17 protein-coding genes and 1 pseudogene are annotated in these 20,476 nt (G+C 55.2%); 12 read left to right on the top strand and 6 right to left on the bottom strand.

Features of this window, described 5'->3' with window-relative positions; all coding sequences use genetic code 11:
* The first annotated feature begins 4 nt into the window (after positions 1-4).
* Complete coding sequence (locus tag ACP3TY_RS10915) at positions 5-625, top strand: hypothetical protein (RefSeq protein ID WP_400748556.1); 621 nt, start codon at positions 5-7, stop codon at positions 623-625.
* Positions 626-1,357: 732 nt separating this feature from the next.
* On the opposite strand, the gene ACP3TY_RS10910 is transcribed toward ACP3TY_RS10915, so the two are convergent.
* The gene (locus tag ACP3TY_RS10910; RefSeq protein WP_426619948.1) at positions 1,358-2,659 is read right to left on the bottom strand and encodes an OprD family porin; all 1,302 of its coding nucleotides are present in this window, start codon (positions 2,657-2,659) and stop codon (positions 1,358-1,360) included.
* A gap of 376 nt (positions 2,660-3,035) precedes the next feature.
* Here ACP3TY_RS10910 and ACP3TY_RS10905 point away from each other — a divergent pair, with 376 nt between their 5' ends.
* From ACP3TY_RS10905 to ACP3TY_RS10885, 5 genes are all read left to right on the top strand, one after another.
* Entirely contained in the window at positions 3,036-5,090 is a 2,055-nt protein-coding gene (locus ACP3TY_RS10905) for a type VI secretion system tip protein VgrG (RefSeq protein WP_426619947.1), read from the top strand.
* Positions 5,081-5,944 (top strand): DUF4123 domain-containing protein, encoded by an 864-nt coding sequence (locus ACP3TY_RS10900; RefSeq protein WP_426619946.1) that lies wholly within the window; start codon positions 5,081-5,083, stop codon positions 5,942-5,944. Before ACP3TY_RS10905 ends, ACP3TY_RS10900 begins: the two co-directional genes overlap by 10 nt.
* 36 nt (positions 5,945-5,980) lie before the next feature.
* A complete protein-coding gene (locus ACP3TY_RS10895; protein ID WP_426619945.1) occupies positions 5,981-9,280 on the top strand; it encodes a hypothetical protein in 3,300 nt (1,099 codons plus the stop codon).
* 44 nt (positions 9,281-9,324) lie between these two features.
* Positions 9,325-10,254, top strand: coding sequence for a tetratricopeptide repeat protein (locus tag ACP3TY_RS10890; RefSeq protein ID WP_426619944.1), 930 nt, complete (start codon positions 9,325-9,327; stop codon positions 10,252-10,254).
* Between the two features lie 352 nt (positions 10,255-10,606).
* Entirely contained in the window at positions 10,607-11,617 is a 1,011-nt protein-coding gene (locus ACP3TY_RS10885; RefSeq protein ID WP_426619943.1) for a tetratricopeptide repeat protein, read from the top strand.
* Between the two features lie 244 nt (positions 11,618-11,861).
* On the opposite strand, the gene ACP3TY_RS10880 is transcribed toward ACP3TY_RS10885, so the two are convergent.
* Complete coding sequence (locus ACP3TY_RS10880) at positions 11,862-12,158, bottom strand: hypothetical protein (protein WP_426619942.1); 297 nt, start codon at positions 12,156-12,158, stop codon at positions 11,862-11,864.
* A 491-nt stretch (positions 12,159-12,649) separates the two neighbouring features.
* Between ACP3TY_RS10880 and ACP3TY_RS10875 the strand changes: the two genes are divergently transcribed.
* Positions 12,650-12,919 carry a DUF2790 domain-containing protein gene (locus tag ACP3TY_RS10875; RefSeq protein WP_426619941.1) on the top strand — a complete coding sequence of 90 codons (270 nt, stop codon included), beginning with the start codon at positions 12,650-12,652 and terminating at the stop codon, positions 12,917-12,919.
* 89 nt (positions 12,920-13,008) lie between these two features.
* Positions 13,009-13,407, top strand: a complete 399-nt coding sequence (locus ACP3TY_RS10870; RefSeq protein ID WP_212549430.1) for a hypothetical protein — start codon at positions 13,009-13,011, stop codon at positions 13,405-13,407.
* Here the strand turns inward: ACP3TY_RS10870 and ACP3TY_RS10865 are convergent.
* On the bottom strand, positions 13,404-13,673 hold the full coding sequence (locus ACP3TY_RS10865; RefSeq protein WP_426619940.1) for a DUF1652 domain-containing protein: 270 nt from the start codon (positions 13,671-13,673) through the stop codon (positions 13,404-13,406). The genes ACP3TY_RS10870 and ACP3TY_RS10865 overlap by 4 nt on opposite strands.
* A gap of 369 nt (positions 13,674-14,042) precedes the next feature.
* Here ACP3TY_RS10865 and eco point away from each other — a divergent pair, with 369 nt between their 5' ends.
* Both eco and ACP3TY_RS10855 read left to right on the top strand, forming a co-directional pair.
* On the top strand, positions 14,043-14,528 hold the full coding sequence (eco, locus tag ACP3TY_RS10860) for a serine protease inhibitor ecotin (protein ID WP_053119858.1): 486 nt from the start codon (positions 14,043-14,045) through the stop codon (positions 14,526-14,528).
* A 20-nt stretch (positions 14,529-14,548) separates the two neighbouring features.
* Complete coding sequence (locus ACP3TY_RS10855; protein ID WP_159811344.1) at positions 14,549-14,854, top strand: NIPSNAP family protein; 306 nt, start codon at positions 14,549-14,551, stop codon at positions 14,852-14,854.
* Positions 14,855-14,884: 30 nt separating this feature from the next.
* On the opposite strand, the pseudogene ilvA reads toward ACP3TY_RS10855, so the two are convergent.
* A pseudogene (gene ilvA, locus ACP3TY_RS10850) lies at positions 14,885-15,874 on the bottom strand (threonine ammonia-lyase, biosynthetic); the annotation flags it as partial.
* Between the two features lie 343 nt (positions 15,875-16,217).
* Here ilvA and ACP3TY_RS10845 point away from each other — a divergent pair.
* Positions 16,218-16,553, top strand: coding sequence for a DUF2834 domain-containing protein (locus ACP3TY_RS10845; RefSeq protein ID WP_282357614.1), 336 nt, complete (start codon positions 16,218-16,220; stop codon positions 16,551-16,553).
* Positions 16,554-16,683: 130 nt separating this feature from the next.
* Here ACP3TY_RS10845 and ACP3TY_RS10840 read toward each other — a convergent pair whose 3' ends face one another.
* Both ACP3TY_RS10840 and ACP3TY_RS10835 read right to left on the bottom strand, forming a co-directional pair.
* The gene (locus ACP3TY_RS10840) at positions 16,684-17,607 is read right to left on the bottom strand and encodes a magnesium transporter CorA family protein (protein WP_426619939.1); all 924 of its coding nucleotides are present in this window, start codon (positions 17,605-17,607) and stop codon (positions 16,684-16,686) included.
* Positions 17,608-17,614: 7 nt separating this feature from the next.
* A complete protein-coding gene (locus ACP3TY_RS10835) occupies positions 17,615-19,189 on the bottom strand; it encodes a RimK family protein (protein WP_053119852.1) in 1,575 nt (524 codons plus the stop codon).
* 92 nt (positions 19,190-19,281) lie between these two features.
* Between ACP3TY_RS10835 and ACP3TY_RS10830 the strand changes: the two genes are divergently transcribed.
* Positions 19,282-20,382 carry a GNAT family N-acetyltransferase/peptidase C39 family protein gene (locus ACP3TY_RS10830; RefSeq protein ID WP_426619938.1) on the top strand — a complete coding sequence of 367 codons (1,101 nt, stop codon included), beginning with the start codon at positions 19,282-19,284 and terminating at the stop codon, positions 20,380-20,382.
* The last annotated feature ends 94 nt before the right edge of the window (positions 20,383-20,476 follow it).

The following is a 20,476-nucleotide window of genomic DNA, read 5'->3' as shown; positions in this document are numbered from 1 at the left end:
GCTTTTGAATTACGGAAAGACGCTTGGACTACTGACACTCGCAGGGTTATTGACCGGTTGCGGCACTTCACCGCCGCGTTCGCCGGAAAATCTCTGCGATATCTTTCGTGAAAAAAGCGACTGGTACGACGCGGCGCAAGTCACGCAAAAACGCTGGGGTGTGCCGATTCAGGTGCCCTTCGCGATCATGTACCAAGAGTCCGGCTACCGTTACGACGCCAAAACCCCGCGCAAATATCTGCTTTGGGTGATTCCGTGGGGCCGCGTGACCACCGCGTCGGGTTATGCGCAGGCGAAAGATGAAGTCTGGTCGGATTACCAGAAAAGCACCGGCCGCAACTGGGCCGATCGTGAAGACTTCGACGACGCCATCGACTTCATCGGCTGGTACATGGACAAGACCACCACGATCAATGGCGTCTACAAGTACGACGCTTACAACCAGTACCTCAACTACCACGAGGGCTGGGGTGGTTACCGCAACAAGACTTATGCGAGCAAAGCCTGGCTACTGCCGACGGCGCGCAAGGTGCAGGCCCGCTCGAATATGTATGCCCAGCAATATGCCGGGTGTAAGGAAGAGCTGAATCGCGGGTTCTGGAGCCGGTTCTGGCATTGGCTCTGAATCCCCCTGTAGGAGCTGCCGAAGGCTGCGATCTTTTGATCTTTAAAAAGCAAGATCAAAAGATCGCAGCCTTCGGCAGCTCCTACAAAGTACGCGGCAAGCTCAGTTTTTGTGTACGGCAGAAGTCCAATGTGGGAGCGAGCCTGCTCGCGAAAGCGCCCGATCAGGCACTACAAATCCCAGCCCTACAACACCGAAAAGCTATAACTCACAATCACCCACACTCCAATCTTTAAGCCCAGCAATATGCCGGGTGCAAGGAAGAGCTGAATCGCGGGTTCTGGAGCCGGTTCTGGCATTGGCTCTGACTCCTTCGGCAGCTCCTACAAAGTACGCGGCAAGCTCAGTTTTTGTGTACGACAGAAATCCAATGTGGGAGCGAGCCTGCTCGCGAAAGCGCCCGATCAGACGCTAAATATCCAAGCCCTACAACACCGAAAAGCTATAACTCACAATCACCCACACTCCAATCTTTAAGCCCAGCAATATGCCGGGTGTAAGGAAGAGCTGAATCGCGGGTTCTGGAGCCGGTTCTGGCATTGGCTCTGACTCCTGTAGGAGCTGCCGAAGGCTGCGATCTTTTGATCTTGTTATTTTAAGGATCAAAAGATCGCAGCCTTCGGCAGCTCCTACAAAGTGCGCGGCAAGCTCAGTTTTTGTGGACGGCAGAAGTCCAATGTGGGAGCGAGCCTGCTCGCGAAAGCGCCCGATCAGGCACTACAAATCCCAGCCCTACAACACCGAAAAGCTATAACTCACAATCACCCGCGTCTCATCCACATCCCGCGCAAACTGCTCGTAGTTCGTGCGATACGTCGCATTCCTCAACCGCACGCTGACATCCTTGAACGTCCCCTCCTGAATCACATACTTCAACTCGCTGTCACGTTCCCACTCTTTGCCTTCCTGATCACTGCCCAGCACTTTGATGTGATCACCGTTGACGTAACGGGTCAGGAAGCTCAAACCATTAATGCCAATTGCCTTGAAGTCATAGTCATAACGCAACTGCCACGAACGCTCCTGCGCCGCGGCGAAGTCGTTGACCTGCACATAGTTGACCAGATATGGATTACTGCCATCGAGGTACGGCATCGAGTTATCACCGTTCATACGCTGCCAACCCGCGCTGAACGTATGACCGCTGTGTGCGAAAGACAGCAAACCGCTCAACGCACGGTTATCGATGGAACCGGCCTTCGCATCGCCGCTGTCAGCACTCTTGAGCAAGCGCAGATCAGCCTTTAAGACACCGCCCGCCAACGGCTGATTGGCCAATAACCCGACAAAGTGCTGACGGTAGATGTCTTCCAGTTCCGCGTAGTGATATTGGCCGGTCAGACGATCATTGATCTTGTAATCGAAGCCGTACATGTCGAAATGATCGGCCGTGGTGTTACATGCGTAACGCTTGTTCTTGCAGTGCACGCGGATGTCTTGCGAATCGGTGGAATCGCGGGCGGTGTACTTGTCCAGACGCGCCGCCATAAAGGTCAGATCCTTCACCTCTTTCGAGGTCAACATCGCGCCGTTGAACATCGTCGGCAGCAATCGCCCGTCGTTGTACTTGAGCAGCGGCAGATCCGGCCGCAACGCGCCGTACTTCAACACCGAATCAGAAACGCGCACTTTGGCGGTCAGGCCCATCTTCGCGTACTGATCTTTCGAACCGCGCGGATCCTGACCGCTTGATGGCAGCAAACCACTGTTGCTGCTGTCAGCACTGGAATCGAGTTTGAAACCGAGCATGCCCAGCGCATCAATACCAAAGCCCACCGTACCCTCGGTGTAACCCGATTGCAGATCGAGAATAAAACCCTGAGCCGACTCTTCACGCTTCGACGCGCCCTGCTCGGTGGAAGTGTGCCCATCACGGAAGTCGCGGTTGAAGTACACCGTGCGCGATTCGATTTTCGCCGTGGTGTCTTCGAGAAAACCGCTGGCCTGAACCGGCGCGGTAAAACCGGCGCACAGCACAAAGGCTCCGAAGCCAAACGACTGGCGCGGGGTGATGAGGGGAAATGGGGGTCGCATGAAAAACTCCAACACTGCAGCGTTTGCGCAAGCGCGCAATAAGCCAGAAATAGCTCCCGATCCGGGTCAGAAAACCGAGCCGGACAGAAGTGGAAACACGGGGGTGAACGACAATGATGGCAGATGGCTTTGACGGGCCAAAGACGACTTTAGTCTGAATCTGACCCACGATTTCCTGTGCGCCCGGTCGGATAGATGCCCTCGCCGCACGCGCTTTTCAGTGCAGCGAAGCGCCCGGTTTTATTGAGCGAAAGCCCCCAACTAAGGGTTTCCCCCATACCGACAAGGGCCAACGTCTACGGCATTTGCGCCTTGAACGAGGCGGTTGAATGCTGCACCATCCGGGCTCTGCTTATTCAAGGACGGAATTCAAGGCATGTTGGACGCCAACGCAACCCACATTACCCTCACGCTCGAAGGCGCCTCCGCTGACCTGCAAGTACTCAGCTTCACCGGTCGCGAAGCCCTCAATCAGCCCTTCCGTTTTGACCTCGAACTGGTCAGCGCCCGCCCTGACCTGAAACTCGAAGAGCTGCTGCACAAACCCGGCGTTCTGACCTTCGGCGCCACCGGCGAAGGCATCATCCACGGCCTGGTCTATCGCATCGAGCAAGGCGATTCCGGCAAGACGCTGACCCGCTACAGCATCAGCCTGGTGCCGCAACTCGCCTACCTGCACCACAACCACGATCAGCAAATCTTTCAGAACCTGACCGTGCCGAAAATCATCGGTCAGGTGCTCGAAGCACGCGGCATTCTTGCCGACGCTTATAGCTTCCAGCTCGGCGCCGAATACCCGCAACGCGAATACTGCGTGCAGTACGACGAGTCCGACCTGCACTTTATTCAGCGTCTGTGCGAAGAAGAAGGCATCCACTTCCACTTCCAGCACAGCAGCAGCGGCCACAAACTGGTGTTTGGCGACGACCAGACAGTGTTTCGCAAACTGAAAGCCGTCAGCTACCAGCAAGACTCCGGCATGGCCGCGGAAAAACCAGTGATCAAGCGCTTCAACCTGCGCCTGGAAACCCGCACCACCCGCGTCAGCCGCCGCGATTACGACTTCGAGAAACCGAAGATCCTCCCCGAGGCCGCGAACAAAACCGAGTTCAGCCCGGATCTCGAAGACTACGATTACCCCGGCCGCTTCACCACCCGCGAGCGCGGCAAATTCCTCACCACCCGCGCCCTCGAACGCCATCGCAGCGACTACAAACTCGCCGACGGCAAAGGTGACGAGCCAACCCTCACCAGCGGCCATTTCCTGACCCTCGCCGAACACCCGCGCGCCGAATGGAACGACCTGTGGCTGCTGCTGGAAGTCTTCCACGAAGGCAAACAACCGCAAGTGCTCGGCGAAAACGTCACCAGCGACGTCACCGACCACAAAAGCGATTTCCACCAGGGCTACCGCAACAGCTTCCTCGCGACCCCGTGGGACGCGCACTACCGCCCTGCCCTCGAACACCCGAAACCGAAAGTCCTCGGCAGCCAGACCGCCGTCGTCACCGGCCCCAAAGGTGAAGAAATCCACTGCGACCAATACGGCCGCATCAAAGTGCAATTTCACTGGGATCGCGAAGGCCAGTCCGACGACAACACCTCCTGCTGGATGCGCGTCGCCAGCGGCTGGGCCGGCGCAGCCTACGGCGGCATCGCCATCCCGCGCATCGGCATGGAAGTCCTCGTCACCTTCCTCGAAGGCGACCCCGACCAGCCACTGGTCACCGGCTGCCTGTACCACAAGGAAAACGTCGTCCCCTACGACCTGCCGGCGAACAAAACCCGCAGCACCTTCAAAACCCTCAGCTCCCCGGGCGGCAAGGGCTACAACGAATTCCGCATCGAAGACAAAAAAGGTGCCGAACAGATCTACCTGCACGCCCAGCGCGACTGGGACGAAAACATCGAACACGACCAGAAAATCCGCGTCGGCAATGAACGCCACGACACCGTCGAGGCCAACACCTACAGCGAATTCAAAGTCGAAGAACACCGCATCACCCACCTCGACCGCAAAAGCGAAATGCGCGCGAACGACCACCTGACGGTTGCGGTGACTCAGCACGTCAAGGTTGGCACAGCGCAGTTCGTTGAGGCCGGGACGGAGATTCACTACAACGCTGGCGAAAAGGTTGTGATGGAAGGCGGCATGGAACTCACGGCCAAGGCTGGCGGGAGTTTTGTGAAGGTGGATGCCGGGGGTGTGACCATCAGCGGGGCCGAGGTGAAGGTGAACTCTGGCGGTGGGCCGGGTGCGGGTACGCCGGCGGCGCCGTTGTTGCCGGGGCCGATGAAAGTGGCGGATGCGGATAAGGCGGGGAAAGTCCTCATGCCGCTACCGAAACGCTTGAGCGAGTCCGGTATCACACCGTTGTGCGGCAAACAAAACAACGGCGCTTGCAGCCGTAAGGATTGCACATGCATGTAAAAGCGCTGAGCGCCCTCCTCGAAGCCCCGCGCCATTCGTTCGAGCAATTGCCACGTGAAAGCTCCGGCCAGAGTCTGTGCTTCATCATCGACCGCGCCCGTCAACCTGAGGCCATGAGCCGCCTCTACCGCATCGGCGAACCGATGAACTCGCAAGGCCTGTTCTTCGGCACCGACTTCGCGGAAATGGCCGCTGACGGCCCGCTGTGGCTGACCGCACCATGGGGCAGCCGCCTCGCCCATGAAGCGGCAAAACTTTGCGAAGAAAACTACGCCGGCATCGCGCTCACCACCGCCGCCCCGGACAAAGCACTGGCCCACGCCCGCTGGCTGCTGCGCGCCAATGACGGTTCCGGCGGCCAAAGCCTGCTGAGCTACCACAAACCGAGCCTGTGGGCCGCGCTGGCTTACACCGCCGTGGAAAACTCACAGCAACTGTTCGGCCCGTGGCAACACGTCTACACCCCAGCGCCAGTCCACTTCGGCCGTAACCGTGGTCACTGGCTGAGCTGGCGCTCCGTCTCGGAACTCGAATGGCTCGGCGACGTCTCAGCGTTCAACCTGCCATCGGACGCGCCGAAGGTTCAGGAACATTTGGGTTGGATCTACTGGACGGACGCGCAATACGCCGCCTACGGCGAACCGACCGATGAAGAACTGCCCAACCTCGTGGCAAACCTCAACGTGCTGGTGGCCCACAACATTTACGAAGGTCGTCATTTACTGAAACTGGGGCCGATCACTAACGGCCCGCTGCTCGAAACGCAGCCTCAGGCAATGGCCATCCTGCAATCCAGGGAAGAGTCGTTCATCAAGGTTCAGCAGCTGCAGCAACTGGCTAGTAGCGCCGCTTGATGACCCCCGTCCGCGTAAAGAATGAATGGAATCGAAATGGAAACTGATCTCTCAGAAGCACCCAAGGTAGAACTCAACGGCCCAGCTGCCACCGCATCGACCCCTGCCGCACCGGTCGAGACCAACCCGGCTCTGGAACTTGATCCCCAACCTGAAGCGCCTGCCAGTTGCTCCAACGCGTTCGACAAAGTCAAAACAGCTTGCTCGACGTCCTACGGCGAAGTGATCTACGCCACCAAAGAAAAGATGTTCTATCTGTTGCCTGAGCGCGCGGCCAGCTCGATCAAAGAAGCAATGAGCGAGCTTGAGCAACACATCAGCGCAAGCAAGTCACCAGAAGAACGCCTCAAGGGCATGAACAGCGCAGGACTGCTGGAGTATTTCCTGGAGCCCAAGCTCTCTAACTTCCTGCAAGGCGAACAAAAAAGCCGAATGCTCGAAATCGAGGCTCAAGAACCTGATATCGCTCAACCGACAATGGCCATGCGCCTTAAAGCTGTTGGTAGAGAAGCCCGAAACAGTGCTGCGCTGGACAACTTGCCGGATCAAAGCGAGTACGCGCGCAATCGGGAATTGGCCAACCAACAACAAGCTAGCTTGCTTGAAGCCAACTCCGAAGGGCAAAAGCTGCAGCGGCTCTACAGCGAGTGGAAGAAGCTGAAGACCGTCGCCATCGCTCAGGCTAAGATCGCCGGTTACACCTACGAAAGCGGTAATCTGTTTTCCCCCGGTGCACTTGAAGCAAGAAGTCGCGTACAGACTTACTTGAAGGCGCGTGCAGCACTTACAGCCAGCGGCAAGCTCACCACGCTGAAAGAGGAAGACTTCCAGAAAAACAAGAAGGCCTATCTCGACGCCACAAACTGCGTCATCGACGGCAAAGCCCGGATGTGTGGTTATTTGGCGGATGTCGCCAGTGAGCGCAAAAAAGTCGAAAAAGACTTCGCCGCCTATATCGAGTCGATCTTGAAGGTCGCCGATTACGGTCTCGCTGTCCCGGAATTCGCGCTCATTCCAGACACTGGCGACATCAGCGCCGGGGTTGAGAAGTTCAAGGCCTACCTTGAAATGGAGCAACGGCAGATCACGCTCAGTGAGCAGATCCGCACAAAATACAAAGCATGGATTGATGCCAGCGGACAAAACGTCGCGCCGCCGGCCGGTATCGTCGAGGTCGAGCGAGCCGAATGGCATCGCATTCAACAAGACCGCATCAAGCTGCGCGATGATGCGGAGGCCGCCGTAGCCGCCGCTCTGCCACTGCGGCACCTGCTCTGGGAACCTGAACAGTTCCAGCCAAAACCCGAAGAGCGCCTGGTCAAAGCAGGATTTCCGCTGCGTGAAGTCGCGCTTTTCAACAGCCCCAACAGCCCCGTCAAACACCTGAGCATGCTCAATCTCGAGGGCATCACCAAAGTATTGAAAAAAGACGCCAGTGAAATCGGCGCCTCGATGGCCAAAGATGCGCAGAAGCTCCCCGGCAACAGCAGTGGTCAGGCCGCGACGGACACAGACGACAACCCTTTCCATGAATGGTTACGGCGCGAAGGCGCCATCGCCATCAAAGACCAGCAAAGTGACTGGTTTGATGAGAAAGGCTGGTTTGACGTAGAACTCTTTCACGCTTATCTGAAATCGAAAAATTACAAAGTCGACACTTTTGAGGACGCCGGTGCCCGCAAAGATTGGGGCCTTCGCTTGCGTCAGTTGCTGTTCAAAGAAGAAGTCAGAAGCTCGCTGCGCCTGTTCGACAACAGCCCGCAAGCACAACTCGTTCGTGCACTGACACCGCCGCAATCATCGATTCACACCGGCACGAAAGTGACCGGACCGGCATTCAGCGTGACCGACAACTTCAAAGCTTCCGCCAAAGCCGAGGTCAGCTTGGGTATCGACCTCGCCCGTGGCGAAGTTGAACTGATGAAAATGGATCTGCCGGGTAGAGATCAGGCGAAAGACATCCTTATTCCCTACCTCGATTACGAGAAAAACCGCAAAAACCTCAACCTCGGTCGATTCTCGATCCATTTGGGCGCACGCGCCTGGGGTTATACCGGCGCCACCCTCCTCCTTTCATCCAGCGTTCAATTGGGTCGCGCAAACGTGCAGGGCGGACTAAACCTTCCGGAAATCACCGATGCAAAACGTCCGGACACGACTAATGCAACCGCTGCAACCGTAAGAAGCGAACCGGTACTGGAAGGCAACGCCGCCAAGGTTCGGGTAGAAGATGGTGCCAAAGCCCAATTCAACCTCTTTGCGGGAGTGCAGGCAGGTATTCTGCTGACAGGCGCCTTGAATTGGGCGCCACCAAAGGAGATCGCCGCGTTACGCACTGCGCAAACACCGGGGATGGGCAACAGCGTCAACAGTACAAAAGCCAGCGAATGGTCGAGCTTGGCCAGACTTACCGCAGGCTTTACCGCCGCGTACGGCCTCGGTACCAGCGCCGACATCGGCATTTCACTGCATGAAGGTCGCTTCATCATGCGGTTCAAAGCATTCGTAATTGTCGGAGCAGGCGCTGGTGGCGAATTCCAGTTTGAAGTGGGGTATGACGGGGTGACTGACCTGATTAACCTGTTGCGTCGCGAAATGCATAAAAATCAGGACAAGTCGCTGATGTTTGTGACTGACGATGCCGCTGACTATATCGACAAGCTGAACTTCCTCGGGGCTGCAGGTATGGAAGTGGCGATGGCGTATATGCAGGGCATAGATGTGGTGATGTCTTTGTATGAAGCGCTGACTGGAGGGGGTAGAGGGGCGATTATTGCACATACAATTATGACCTATCGGAATCAAGCAGAGCTTGATCAATGGATCCTGACAGCCACTCCGGGTGCACTTGGCCCAATGTTCATGACGCTTATCTCAGAGGCCGAGGCGTTTAAAATCGGGGAATACGAAGGACAAGATTCATCGAAAGAAAAATCCTACTCAAAAGTGCAGTGCCAACTACTACAACAGCAAGCGATTGAGCGTATCTTGGGTCTAATTGTTAACCAAGCTCAAGCGCAAGGCACAGTTCCGTTCGCACAAGCACAATTTGAAGAGGCCTGCATGAGCATGAACCGATTTGGTACGAAGGCTGCAAGCGACGCAGAACAGATATACTGCGAAAACAGACTATCAATGGACAACTTCATGTCCGAGGCCGTGCTTAGGTTAGCAAGTCCAGATAACGACCGTATGCGAGGCCGATATAAAAAACATATAGAGATTCTCGGCGCCCGCCTGGATGGCTTCTGCAAAAGAATAAAATACTACGGCAATACCTATCTGCCCCGCGGCCAAGCTACTTATATCGGCCCAGCTCAGCAATTCGAAGGTTAATCATGCTATCTAGATTTTTCTACGCTACAGCAATCGTATTATCTATGAGCAATCAAGCGCTCGCTGAACTTACACCGCCTCAACAATCGGCGAAGGAAAGAGGCCTAGCGCTGTACAATCAATACAAACCTGCGACTGTTGAACTGAGAATTGCCGCAGACGCAGGAGACGCAGAGTCCCAGTATTTTCTAGCTGAAGAATTACGCCAGCAAAAACAATACATAACTGAAGAATCGCAAAAATGGTATGAAGCCGCTGCAAGCCAAGGCGAGCTTTATGCTGCACTACGACTATCAAAGTCAAATAACGACTTATGCGCAGTCATAAATAATTGCCCTGAAGGTTCAAAAACAAAAGAAGAATGGCGTATTTTTTTGATCAAAGAGGCTGAGCGCCGATCGAACAATGGCGACGGGGAAGCTATGTACATCATGTATTTAGTGACCGGAAAATTGGAGTGGCTCGAAAAATCAGCAGAAGCCGATTTTGGAAGAAGCCAATGGCTTTTGGCAAATCGCTATAAGGAGGGTGAGAAATTTTTATTGCCTTGGAAACGTAATGATGAAATTGGTCGCTGGTTGAAAGCATCTGCAGAAAATGGTTTCCCAGATGGAATGCTCGAATACTCCGCTTTTTTATATGAAAACGGTGGTGATCTGAGCGTTGCTCGACACTGGATTGAGGAGGCTGCAAAAACCGGTTATCAATCTGGCGTAAGCAGCTATGGTGCATACCTGGCTCACGCTCCAGCACTCTATGACTTCCCACTGGACGTAGTAAAAGGCTATGCATTGACATCGCTCTTACTAGAACTTGATGGTGGCGGCAACGTTAAACCGTATGTGGATGAAGTACTCCCAGAAATTGCGCAGAAAATGACCTCTTCACAAATTGCGGAAGCTAAAGTTTTTGCAAGCCAATGGAAAGCTACGCATCCACCGCTTTCATTTTACCCTGGGAAATTTGGCTTTTGACCCTATTCAGCTTATATCGAGAAAAAGATAACCTCGACCAAGCCCAATACTGGGTAGAAAACGCCGTATCGATTAGTTACGCAGCGGACATCTATACACTTGTCTACTTTTATCATTAGATCCCGACGCCACAGATCTAAAAAAAAGGGGACTGTGCTTTAACTCCTCTTTCAAAAGAACTAAATGGTGGCGTGACGGCGCAAGAAGACGTTAAAGAGTGCTCCCGGTGCGTCCGGGAAAATGTAACCTACAGAAATTAGATACAATAAATTACGCGACAAAGTAGAGCCCCCACCCCACACTTCTATTTAATCCGGACATATTTAACTTTTGATTTAGTGAGAACCCTCGAATGAAATATGATCCGCCTCGAACGCCGAACCGTAAAAAACCATTCGGCGCTTCATTTTTGAGCCTTGCGCTTTATTGCACTCTATTTTGCCTTACTGCAAACGCTGAATTATCAGTGCAGCAGCATGCGAAACGCCAAGGCATAATGCTATTCAATCAATATAAGCCTGCCGAAACGGAACTTCGCATTGCAGCAGAGGGAGGGGATGCGGAGGCGCAGTATTATTTAGCAGAAGAATATCGACTACAAAAACAGGTCATCACAACCGAAGCGCAAAAGTGGTATGAAGCTTCTGCCTTACAGGGCAATTATTACGCGATTTTTAGACTTGCTACTGCCTCAGAAAATTTATGCAAAGTGACTGATCGATGCCCCCCGTCAAGTAAAAAACCCAGTGAATGGCTAGAGATATTTAAAAAAACTGTAATGCCTCTGGCTTTAAATGGGGATGGCGAGGCGATGGCCGCGTTATACAACGTAACACCGGGTCTGGAATGGTTGGAAAAATCAGCGGAGGCCGGGTATGCGCCGTCACAATGGTTGCTCGCCAATCGCTATTACGAAGGAGAGGGCATATTCTTTTTACCTTGGAAGAGAGCAGATGCGGAGGAGGAACTATTAAAGTCTGCTTCTGAAGGGGGTTATGCACCAGCAATGATTGAGTACATTTCGATTCTTTCTCAAAGAAATGACCTAGAAGCTGTTCGTTATTGGTGGGAGGTGGCCGCAAAAACCGGTTATGTAAACGCAGTTGCTAGCTATGGAGCGTACTTGTCTCATACCCCCGACAAGGTTGGCTATCCTATTGACCTCATAAAAGGATACGCGCTGACTTCTCTGCTTCAAGAGCTAGACGGTGGCGGAAATATTCAGGTTTACGTTGAAGAAAAATTACCTCGAATAGCAAAGAAAATGTCATCAATTCAAATAGATGAAGCAAAAAAATTTGCGATTGAATGGAAAGCTAGCCATCCACCCCTTTCTTTTTTCCCCAAAAAAACCGGATTCTAATTTTGGAACAGAAGCTTCGCTTAAAGCGAATCTGCGGTTCTGTAAGATTATTTAATTGCAATTAGGGCGAGCATTTTCAGAAGAACTTTGGAAACCAAAAAATTTACTAACAATGGTAATACACGCATCCACCACTCTCATTGTCAGAAAATTCGGGTTTTGAAATTTTGAACCTCGCCAGTCGGCAGCAGTGAATCAGCCTAAATCTCTCCAACCGTTCACTCCTGCCAAATTCTTTACTGCATCAAACCGGCGCCTTCCAGCTCACCATCTGTTGCTGCGCGACCTGCAGCAAATCATTGCCATCCTGCGCCAGCAAATACAGCGCATGGGTAATGTGCGGAATGTCTTCCACGTCGGCTTGCTTGAAGCACAGACAGTGCAATGTCTCGAGCAGATCGCTGCACGCGCGGATGCGCTGGACAGCGGCTTCAAGGATGTCTTTGGGGTTGGCTTCGGTGTCTATTAGCAGCGTCGGGCTTTCAGTGATGTTGCTGTTTAGTGGGTGATAGCGGTTTGGAAGCGGATTCAATTTTGGCATTTTGATTACTCAACTGTTTCGTAGGTAACCGCCAAAACCGTGACCAAACGGTGGGAGGCGGCCGTGTGCAGGCTTGGTCAACCGAGAACAGTTCAAACTCAGCTCGCCCGAAGGCGTCCTGCACACAGCCGCCACAGCAGTGCACCTCACGAACATAGAAGTTCGCCGTGCAAATGATGGCACATATGCAATGAACTCTTCTCAGGTGACCAAACCCGAGCCGCTGATTTTGCAGCGACACCCGACAATACCCGCCCCGCTCCAGACCCCGAAAGCAGACAAAGCAGCAGCTTCTGTAGGAATTCGCCAAACCGCGCGAAGAAAACCGCCTCACTCCCTGACAGCCGGCGTTCAGCCGGGTTAACCATCGCTTAACGCCGTGGTCGAAAACTGTACTGAACCGCACGCCCTCAGCCGTTGGCTGACGCCCAGTGCGGCAGGTTCGGTTTGTATTGCACCGAACTCTCTTCGCGTCGCACGGGAGTCTTTTCATGAACATTCGTCCGTTTCTGCTCACCACTGCCCTCGCCTGCGCGGCTTTTGCCGGGTTGGCCCAGGCCAATGACACGTCGGCCACATCGAAAGCGGTGCCTTATGAGTACGGCATGCCGCTGCATGTGGCGAAGGTGATTTCGTTGACTGAGCCGGCCACTCAGCAATGCAAGGTGATTACAGCTGATATGAAGTACATCGATAACGCCGGCAAGGCTGAGGAGATCAGTTATCAGAAAATGTCTGACGCGTGCAGTTTCCAAAACTGACAGAACGTTCTGATTTTTGGCGTTGCGGTAGGCGTGGGGTGTTTCGGGGGTTATGCTCGGGGCCCTCCTCACTGCCGCAAGGATTAGCCATGCAGTTGTCGTTTCGCGCGTTGTCGGGCATTACCTCTTCGTTGTGTTTTTTGCTGGCGCTGGCCTGGGGCTTTTTCCCCGAAGTGTTGCTGGCGATCTGGAGCATTGAGTATTCGACCGCAGTCGGGTTTGTCGCGCGGCGCAGCGCGGTGTTGTTTGCGGCGTTGGGGGTGATGTTTTTTCTGGTGCGCCATGCACCGCCGTCGGTGGCTCGCAGTGCGCTGAGCAACGGGTTTATCGTCGGTTGTTTTGGCTTGGCTGTACTGGGTTTTGGCGAATGGCTCAATGGCCATGCCGGCCCCGGCATTTTGCTGGCGGTGCTGGTCGAGCTCGCGCTGGGCCTTGGTTTTGTGCAGGCCCGGCGCGTGACGGTCGAACTGGCTGAAACAGTAGGTTAAACGGCTCTGGATCGCGGACTGTAGTGGTGCGGTGTACTTTGCTTGTTCAGATCCGAACGCAGCCCTGCGATCAGTTCATTGATCTCGCGACAGCCGTTGAGGTGGCTGGCGTCGATGTCACGAACCATTAGATCGACCTGATCGGTCTGGTGATCGCCAAACACTTTGACGGTCATCAGCAACTCCGGCGACAGCGTGCACTGGCAGCGCTTTGGCAGGAAACTGCTTTCAACGATGTTACGAAGTTCCAAGGCAGACAAAAACATGGCGAACCCTCTCCTTACTGTGAGATTGCCAATCAAGTATTCACGCTGACCTTTGCTGCGCCTGCACGGGTGTGTCCCCGCTGGTTCCATGGTGCGGCAAATGGTGGTACGGCGAAATGCCCATTGGAGTGTAGGCGCCCAAACCCGGTGCGCCGCACTGAAAAGACGCATAAAGCGTGCCTTTCATCGGGTCATTCTGACCCACATAAAAATCAATCACTTGGCGCAAAGGCCAGTATTTCGCTACGTGCAAAATGCCGGTTGAGCCCTTTTGCGCGTTGCATTTTGCAATCTGTTGCGGGTTTGCATTCATCACCCATGACGGTAAGAATGCTTGTCAAACCACCCTACACCCGCAAGGAGGCATCCATGGGTTCTTTACGCGCTTACGCGACCACCGGGCTGATTATCGCCAGCCTGTCCACCCTCGCCCACGCGGCGAAACTTGAAGACGTCGCACCTTACCCGAAGGCTGAGGCGGGCTTTACCCGTCAGGTCATTCATTTGCCGAAGCAAGAGAATGAAGAAAACTTCCAGGTCGAGATTCTTGCCGGCAAGACCCTTGAGGTGGACTGCAATCGTCCGAAGCTCGGTGGCGTGCTCGACGAGAAAAATCTGCAAGGCTGGGGCTATCCGTATTATCGCCTCGAGAAAGTCATTGGCCCGATGAGCACGCTGATGGCCTGCCCGCCCGGCAGCAAGAAGAAGCGCGCGTTCGTGCCGGTCGTCGGTGATGGTTTCACCGTGCGTTACAACAGCAAATTGCCGATCGTGGTCTACGCCCCAACGGACGTCGAAGTGCGCTACCGCATCTGGTCGGCCTCGGACAAGGTCAACACAGCCATTCAGGAATAACCGGGCAAGGAGCACGTGCAGTGATTACTTGCCACGTCAGATACGTGATCGACCCGTACCAACTGACCGAGTTCGAGGCTTACGCCAAGGCCTGGCTCGGTATCGTTGAACGCTTGGGCGGCAGCCATCATGGCTATTTTTTGCCATCGGAGGGTGCGAGCAACATTGCGTATTGCCTGTTCAGTTTTCCGTCACTGGCGGATTACGAAAGCTATCGGCATATCGCGATGACCGATCCCGAGAGTACTGCGCTGGTCGCCTCTTTGGTCGAGAAAAAGTTCATCGTCAGCTACGAGCGCACGTTCCTGCGCCCGCTGCTGCCCTGAACACCGTTACGCCGGGACGCCGCACGCAGCGGCGCGCTCGGCGACGTGACGCAGGCTGTCGAAATTGATGTTGGCGCCTGAGTCGATCGCCACGAAGGTTTGACCGCGCACGCCGCTTCGCGCCACGTATTGTTTGATCCCCGCGACGGCCAGGGCGCCGGAGGGTTCGGTGATTGAGCGCGTGTCGTCGTAGATGTTTTTGATCGCGGAACAGAGGTCGTCGTTGCTGACGGTGATCACCTCGTCCACGCAGAAACGACACACTTCAAAACCGTATTCACCGATCTGCGCCACGGCCACACCGTCGGCGAAGGTACCGACGCTGGGCAACACGACACGTTCGCCTGCGTGCAGAGCGGCTTTCAGGCACGCGGAATGTTCGGATTCAACGCCGATGATCCGCACTTCACGGTGCAGGTATTTGATGTACGCGGCGATGCCGGCGATCAAGCCGCCACCGCCTACCGGGATGAAAATGGCATCCAGCACGCCTTGGTGTTGCTGAAGGATTTCCATGGCCACGGTGCCTTGTCCGGCGATCACGTCCGGGTCATCGAAGGGGGACACGAAGGTGCGGCCGGTTTCTTCGGCCAATTGCAGGGCATAGGCCAACGCGAAGGGAAAGCTTTCACCGTGCAGCCGCGCTTCCGCGCCTCGACTGCGTACGCCCAGCACCTTCAGTTCAGGGGTGGTGCACGGCATGACGATGGTCGCGGCGATGCCCAGTTCGCGCGCCGCCAGTGCCACGCCTTGCGCGTGGTTGCCGGCCGATGCGGTGATGACGCCTTGTGCCTTCTGCGCATCGCTCAGTTGCACCAGTTTGTTGTAGGCGCCACGGATCTTGAAAGAGAACGTCGGTTGCAGGTCTTCGCGCTTGAGCAGGATCCGGTTGCCCAGCGCTTCGGATAACGCCGGGGCTGCCTGCAATGGCGTACGAACGGCGAGGTCGTACACGGGAGCGGCGAGAATCCTTTTCACGTAGTGCTCAAGCAGGGCTTGCTGGTCGTTGGTGTAACTCATGCTGATCTCCTTGATAGCGATTTCACACACCCTGCGTAGGAGCTGCCGAAGGCTGCGATCTTTTGATCCTGAAGATCGCAGCCTACGGCAGCTCCCACATGAGCGGTGTTTCGAACCCTGGAGACAGAAAGTAAAAACCCGCCTCTAGGGCGGGTTGGGTGCTGCAGTCGTGAGCTAGCCCGCCAAGTGAGGAATGGCGGTAATAATAATGCTTGGCTGGCAGCGCAATACGTAGGTAGTCATGGCCTGAAAATTAGCCTGAACGCTGCTGGCACGTCAATGGCCAATTTTGCGTGGCGCGGGTAATCTGGCGATTCTGCTCATCAGTTCAAGGAAGGAATGCATGATGTCTGTCGCCCTGCCCCTCACGGCTTTGCTGGCTTTTTCCGGTTACACCGTTTCGGTGATGCTCCAGGCTGAACAGTCGCTGATTGATTTTGGGATCAGCTTGATGTCGCGGCCGGATACGGCACAGGTGGTGATTGATTTGTACCTGCTGGCGACGTTGGCCGGGGTTTGGATGGTCAAGGATGCCAAGGCTCGCGGGCAGTCGGTTTGGTCGGTGGTTCCGTATCTGTTGCTGACGGCGGTGTTTGTGTCGGTGGGGCCGTTGTTATATCTGGTGGTTCGTGGGGTTCGGGAGCGTAGGAAAGTCAGCAATTCCGCGGCTGTGGGCTGATCTGAAATCACCTGTTTATTTTGAGATCCTCATCGCGAGCAGGCTCACTCCTACAGGGGTTCTTCGCCACACCAGAGATCCATTGTGGGAGTGAGCTTGCTCGTGATGGGGCCGGGCCAGAAAACACAAATCACCTGGCCAAGCGCCTCAGCCCAAACAACATCCCCCCCGCCCCCATCAACATCACCAGCAAAAACACCGGATAAGACACCCACCACGGCGTCCCCGCCGTCATCATGCTGAACTCCGACATCCCGCCAATACTCGCGATCAGGTTAAGCGGCAAAAACACCACGTTGATCAACGTCAGTTTGCGCAGCAGGTTGTTCATGCTGTTGTTCATCAGGTTGCCGCGCGCGTCGATCAGCCCGGAGAACACCGTGGAGTAGATTTCCGCCTGTTTGTAGCACTGGTTGTTTTCGATGATCAGGTCGTCGATCAGGCCGAGCGCCTCGCTGGAAAAATGCTGTTTCTCGGCGTGATTACGCAGCCGTGTCAGCACTGCGCCGTTGCTGTGCAGGGCGTTGATGTAATAGATCAGGCTCTCGCTGAGGTTGAACATCTGCACCAGATGCTGGTTCTGCATCGAGGCGTTGAATTTTTGCTGCAACTCGCGGGCGACCAGTTTGATCACCTTCAGGTGGCCGAGGTAGTGATGGATGTTGTTGAACAGCAGATCAAGCAGCACATCCAGCGGCGTGGTTAATGGCTGGCGAGTGCCGAGACCATGCAGCGGCGTGTCGTCGGTGGCGATCACCAGCAATTGCCCCGGCGCGAACAGCAAGCCGCAGGACGACACCTCAAAGGCCAGGCTACCGCCACCGGAATAGTTTTCCGGGCGCTTCCAGATCAGGAACAAATGGTCGGGGTGAAACTCTATGCGCGAGACTTCATCCGGGTCGAGCGCCGAGGCCAACGCATGCTCATCGACCTTGAAATGACTGTGCAGCAAATCGCGCTCGGCGGCGTCGGGATTGCTGAACAGCATCACCTCGGCGTCCAATCGTTCAACCCGCTGTAACGCGCCGTGGCTCAGTGAGAAACTGCTGATCATCGGCGGCTCACCACGCTTGCCCGCGACGTTTGAGTTCCAGCCGCCGCACAAACTCTTCCAGCACCAGCGAATACAAATCGTCCTGTAAATACGCGTCTTCGATGCCTGCATCGAGGTTCGGGTTGTCGTTGACTTCGATCACCACCACTTTGTCGCCGGCCTGTTTCAGGTCGACGCCGTAGAGGCCATCGCCGATCAGGTTGGCAGTTTTCACCGCGAGGTCGACGACCGCACGCGGCGCTTCATGGATCGCCATGGTTCGGCATTCGCCGTTAACGTCCTGGCCTTTGGCTTTGTGGTTGTAGATCTGCCAGTGGCCCTTGGACATGAAGTATTGGCAGGCGAAGATCGGTTTGCGATTGAGCACGCCGATGCGCCAGTCGTATTCGGTGTAGAAGAATTCCTGGGCCAGCAACAACACCGAGTGCTCGAACAATTCCGCGGTGGCTTCGAGCAGCGCTTGTTGGCTTTCGACTTTGATCACGCCGCGTGAAAAACAGCCGTCGGGGATCTTCAACACCAAGGGAAAACCGAGGCGCTCGCCGACCCGTTCGAAGTCTTCGGGTCGCTCTTTGTAGAGGATTTCGGTGGCGGGCATGCCCAGTTGATGGCTGTTGAGCAGATCCGTCAGATAGACCTTGTTGGTGCAGCGCAGGATCGACGTCGGATCGTCCATCACCACCAGCCCTTCGCTCTCGGCCTTCTTGGCGAATCGGTAGGTGTGGTTGTCGACGCTGGTGGTTTCGCGAATCAGCAGCCCGTCGTATTCGGCCAATCGCGCGTAATCCTTGCGCTCGATCAACTCGACATCGATGCCCATGGTTTTGCCGACCCGGACGAAATTTTCCAGTGCTTTGGGGTTCGACGGCGGCAAGGCTTCCTGTGGGTCGTGAAGAATAGCCAGGTCATAACGCGCAACTTGCGGCGAGCGCGGCACACGCCAGACTTTACGGCTGAAACCGTCCAGCGCATTGGCAAACTGATCTTCCTGATCATCGCGTAACTTGTGCAACGCACCGGACTTCACGCCCTCGATGTGCCAACCGTTAGTTCGGCGAAACTCAACTAACAGAATCGGACAAGGAAACACTTCAAACAACTGCCGCGCCAGATCCTGCAACGGCTCGATATGAGTCCTGCCGAAATACAGTGTCAAGGTAAACCCTTCGGTATCGCTGTAGAGGTGGTGACTAAGGGCTTTTTCCAGGGTTTTATCCAGGTCATCCAGTGCCAGACCGTAGAGGGATTTTTTTGTCAGCTCGCTGATGGTGCGCACCGACGGAATAACCTTGTGCCCACGGGCTTCCGCCAGCAGCGAGCAGTAGTAGCCATGGCCCAAGTACTTGTAGCTGCGGCACAGGTTGATCACCTGAACCCGTTTGCCGGGCTCGCTTTCGCGTGTTTGCTCGAGGTATTCCTGAGCGGTGACGATGTCTTCGCTGGGAAAATAAGAAGCCCAATCTTCCTTGCGCTCGACAATGATCAACACTTGACTGGAGGTTCTAACCGCTGGTTTTAAATAAGTTGCCGTCGGCAAACTTTGCTCGGATACTTCGCGCCAATGACCCTGTACCGCTGACATAGAGATTGATCCGTTGGAGAACAAGACCTTTTCTATTAAGCACGAAGTTTTACGAAAGTCTCGTTTCGTTACGCAACTTTTACGGTGGTCATATGAGTACTGTTTTTCGCTTGGCCGTAGTTGAAGACTTGCCGGCGTTGCTGGCATTGGAAATGCAATGTTTCACCACGGATCGGCTCACCAGTCGCAGTTTTCACTGGATGATTACGCGCGCCCATGCGCAGCTGCTGGTCGCAGAACGCGATGAACATCTGCTCGGTTACGCGCTGGTGCTGTTTCATCGCGGCACCTCGTTGGCGCGGCTGTATTCGATAGCCCTGGCTGCCGAGGCTCGCGGCACAGGGCTGAGCAAGCAATTGCTGCAGAAAATCGAGGCCTGCGCGCTGGAACATGATTGCGCGTATCTGCGTTTGGAAGTGCGTACCGACAACCCCACCGCCATTGCCCTTTATGAGCGCAGCGGTTACCGACGTTTTGCGCTGATCCACGATTACTACGAAGACCACGCCGATGCGTTGCGCTTGGAGAAACGCATTCTCCAGCACCGCGACTCACGCAGCATCACGGTGCCTTACTACGCGCAGACCACTGACTTCACCTGCGGCCCGGCCTGTCTGTTGATGGCCATGGGCGCCTTGCAGGCCGGACGCTTGCTGGAGCGTCGTGAGGAATTACAGATCTGGCGTGAGGCGACGACCGTGTTCATGACCTCGGGCCATGGCGGCTGCAGCCCTCAAGGTTTGGCACTGGCGGCGTGGCGCAGAGGTTTTCGCGTGCGTTTGGAGCTGAGCCTGGAGGGGCCGCTGTTCCTTGATGGCGTACGCGATACGCATAAAAAAGACGTCATGCGTTTGGTGCATGAAGAGTTCACTGCGCAACTGGCAGAAACCGATGTGGAACGTGTGATCGGCGCAACAGTAGATTTGCCGCGATTGCTCGACGCCGGTGGCCAGCCTTTGGTGCTGATCAGCAGCTATCGTCTGACCCGCTCAAAATCACCGCACTGGGTTGTAGTGACCGATTGCGATGAGGACTTCGTTTACCTGCATGATCCCGATGTCGATCACAGCCAGCACCGACAACCGATGGACTGCCAGCACGTGCCAGTCAGTCATGGCGAGTTTGAAAAAATGTGCCGATTTGGCCGAGGAAAACTACGCGCCGCAGTGGTGCTATTCCCCCAAAACCTATAGCCACCAAAACCCCTGTGGCGAGGGGATTCATCCCCGATGGGCAGCGAAGCAGCCCTCTCTTCCTGGAGAAGCTGCACAATCCATCGGGGATAAA

Source organism: Pseudomonas rustica (assembly GCF_049959085.1).
GTDB lineage: Bacteria > Pseudomonadota > Gammaproteobacteria > Pseudomonadales > Pseudomonadaceae > Aquipseudomonas > Aquipseudomonas rustica.
The sequence above is the reverse complement of the archived record's forward strand: the minus strand, read 5'-3'. Positions and strand labels throughout refer to the sequence as shown.

Bases quoted from the DNA above. Each gene is read 5' to 3' on its own strand.
- ACP3TY_RS10885 (WP_426619943.1), top strand. From the start codon at position 10,607: ATGAAATATGATCCGCCTCGAACGCCGAACCGTAAAAAACCATTCGGC.
- ACP3TY_RS10880 (WP_426619942.1), bottom strand. From the start codon at position 12,158: ATGCCAAAATTGAATCCGCTTCCAAACCGCTATCACCCACTAAACAGC.
- ACP3TY_RS10895 (WP_426619945.1), top strand. From the start codon at position 5,981: ATGGAAACTGATCTCTCAGAAGCACCCAAGGTAGAACTCAACGGCCCA.
- ACP3TY_RS10840 (WP_426619939.1), bottom strand. From the start codon at position 17,607: ATGATCAGCAGTTTCTCACTGAGCCACGGCGCGTTACAGCGGGTTGAA.
- ACP3TY_RS10875 (WP_426619941.1), top strand. From the start codon at position 12,650: ATGAACATTCGTCCGTTTCTGCTCACCACTGCCCTCGCCTGCGCGGCT.
- ACP3TY_RS10900 (WP_426619946.1), top strand. From the start codon at position 5,081: ATGCATGTAAAAGCGCTGAGCGCCCTCCTCGAAGCCCCGCGCCATTCG.
- ACP3TY_RS10865 (WP_426619940.1), bottom strand. From the start codon at position 13,673: ATGTTTTTGTCTGCCTTGGAACTTCGTAACATCGTTGAAAGCAGTTTC.
- ACP3TY_RS10845 (WP_282357614.1), top strand. From the start codon at position 16,218: ATGATGTCTGTCGCCCTGCCCCTCACGGCTTTGCTGGCTTTTTCCGGT.
- ACP3TY_RS10870 (WP_212549430.1), top strand. From the start codon at position 13,009: ATGCAGTTGTCGTTTCGCGCGTTGTCGGGCATTACCTCTTCGTTGTGT.
- ACP3TY_RS10890 (WP_426619944.1), top strand. From the start codon at position 9,325: ATGAGCAATCAAGCGCTCGCTGAACTTACACCGCCTCAACAATCGGCG.
- ACP3TY_RS10835 (WP_053119852.1), bottom strand. From the start codon at position 19,189: ATGTCAGCGGTACAGGGTCATTGGCGCGAAGTATCCGAGCAAAGTTTG.
- ACP3TY_RS10830 (WP_426619938.1), top strand. From the start codon at position 19,282: ATGAGTACTGTTTTTCGCTTGGCCGTAGTTGAAGACTTGCCGGCGTTG.
- ACP3TY_RS10905 (WP_426619947.1), top strand. From the start codon at position 3,036: ATGTTGGACGCCAACGCAACCCACATTACCCTCACGCTCGAAGGCGCC.
- eco (WP_053119858.1), top strand. From the start codon at position 14,043: ATGGGTTCTTTACGCGCTTACGCGACCACCGGGCTGATTATCGCCAGC.
- ACP3TY_RS10910 (WP_426619948.1), bottom strand. From the start codon at position 2,659: ATGCGACCCCCATTTCCCCTCATCACCCCGCGCCAGTCGTTTGGCTTC.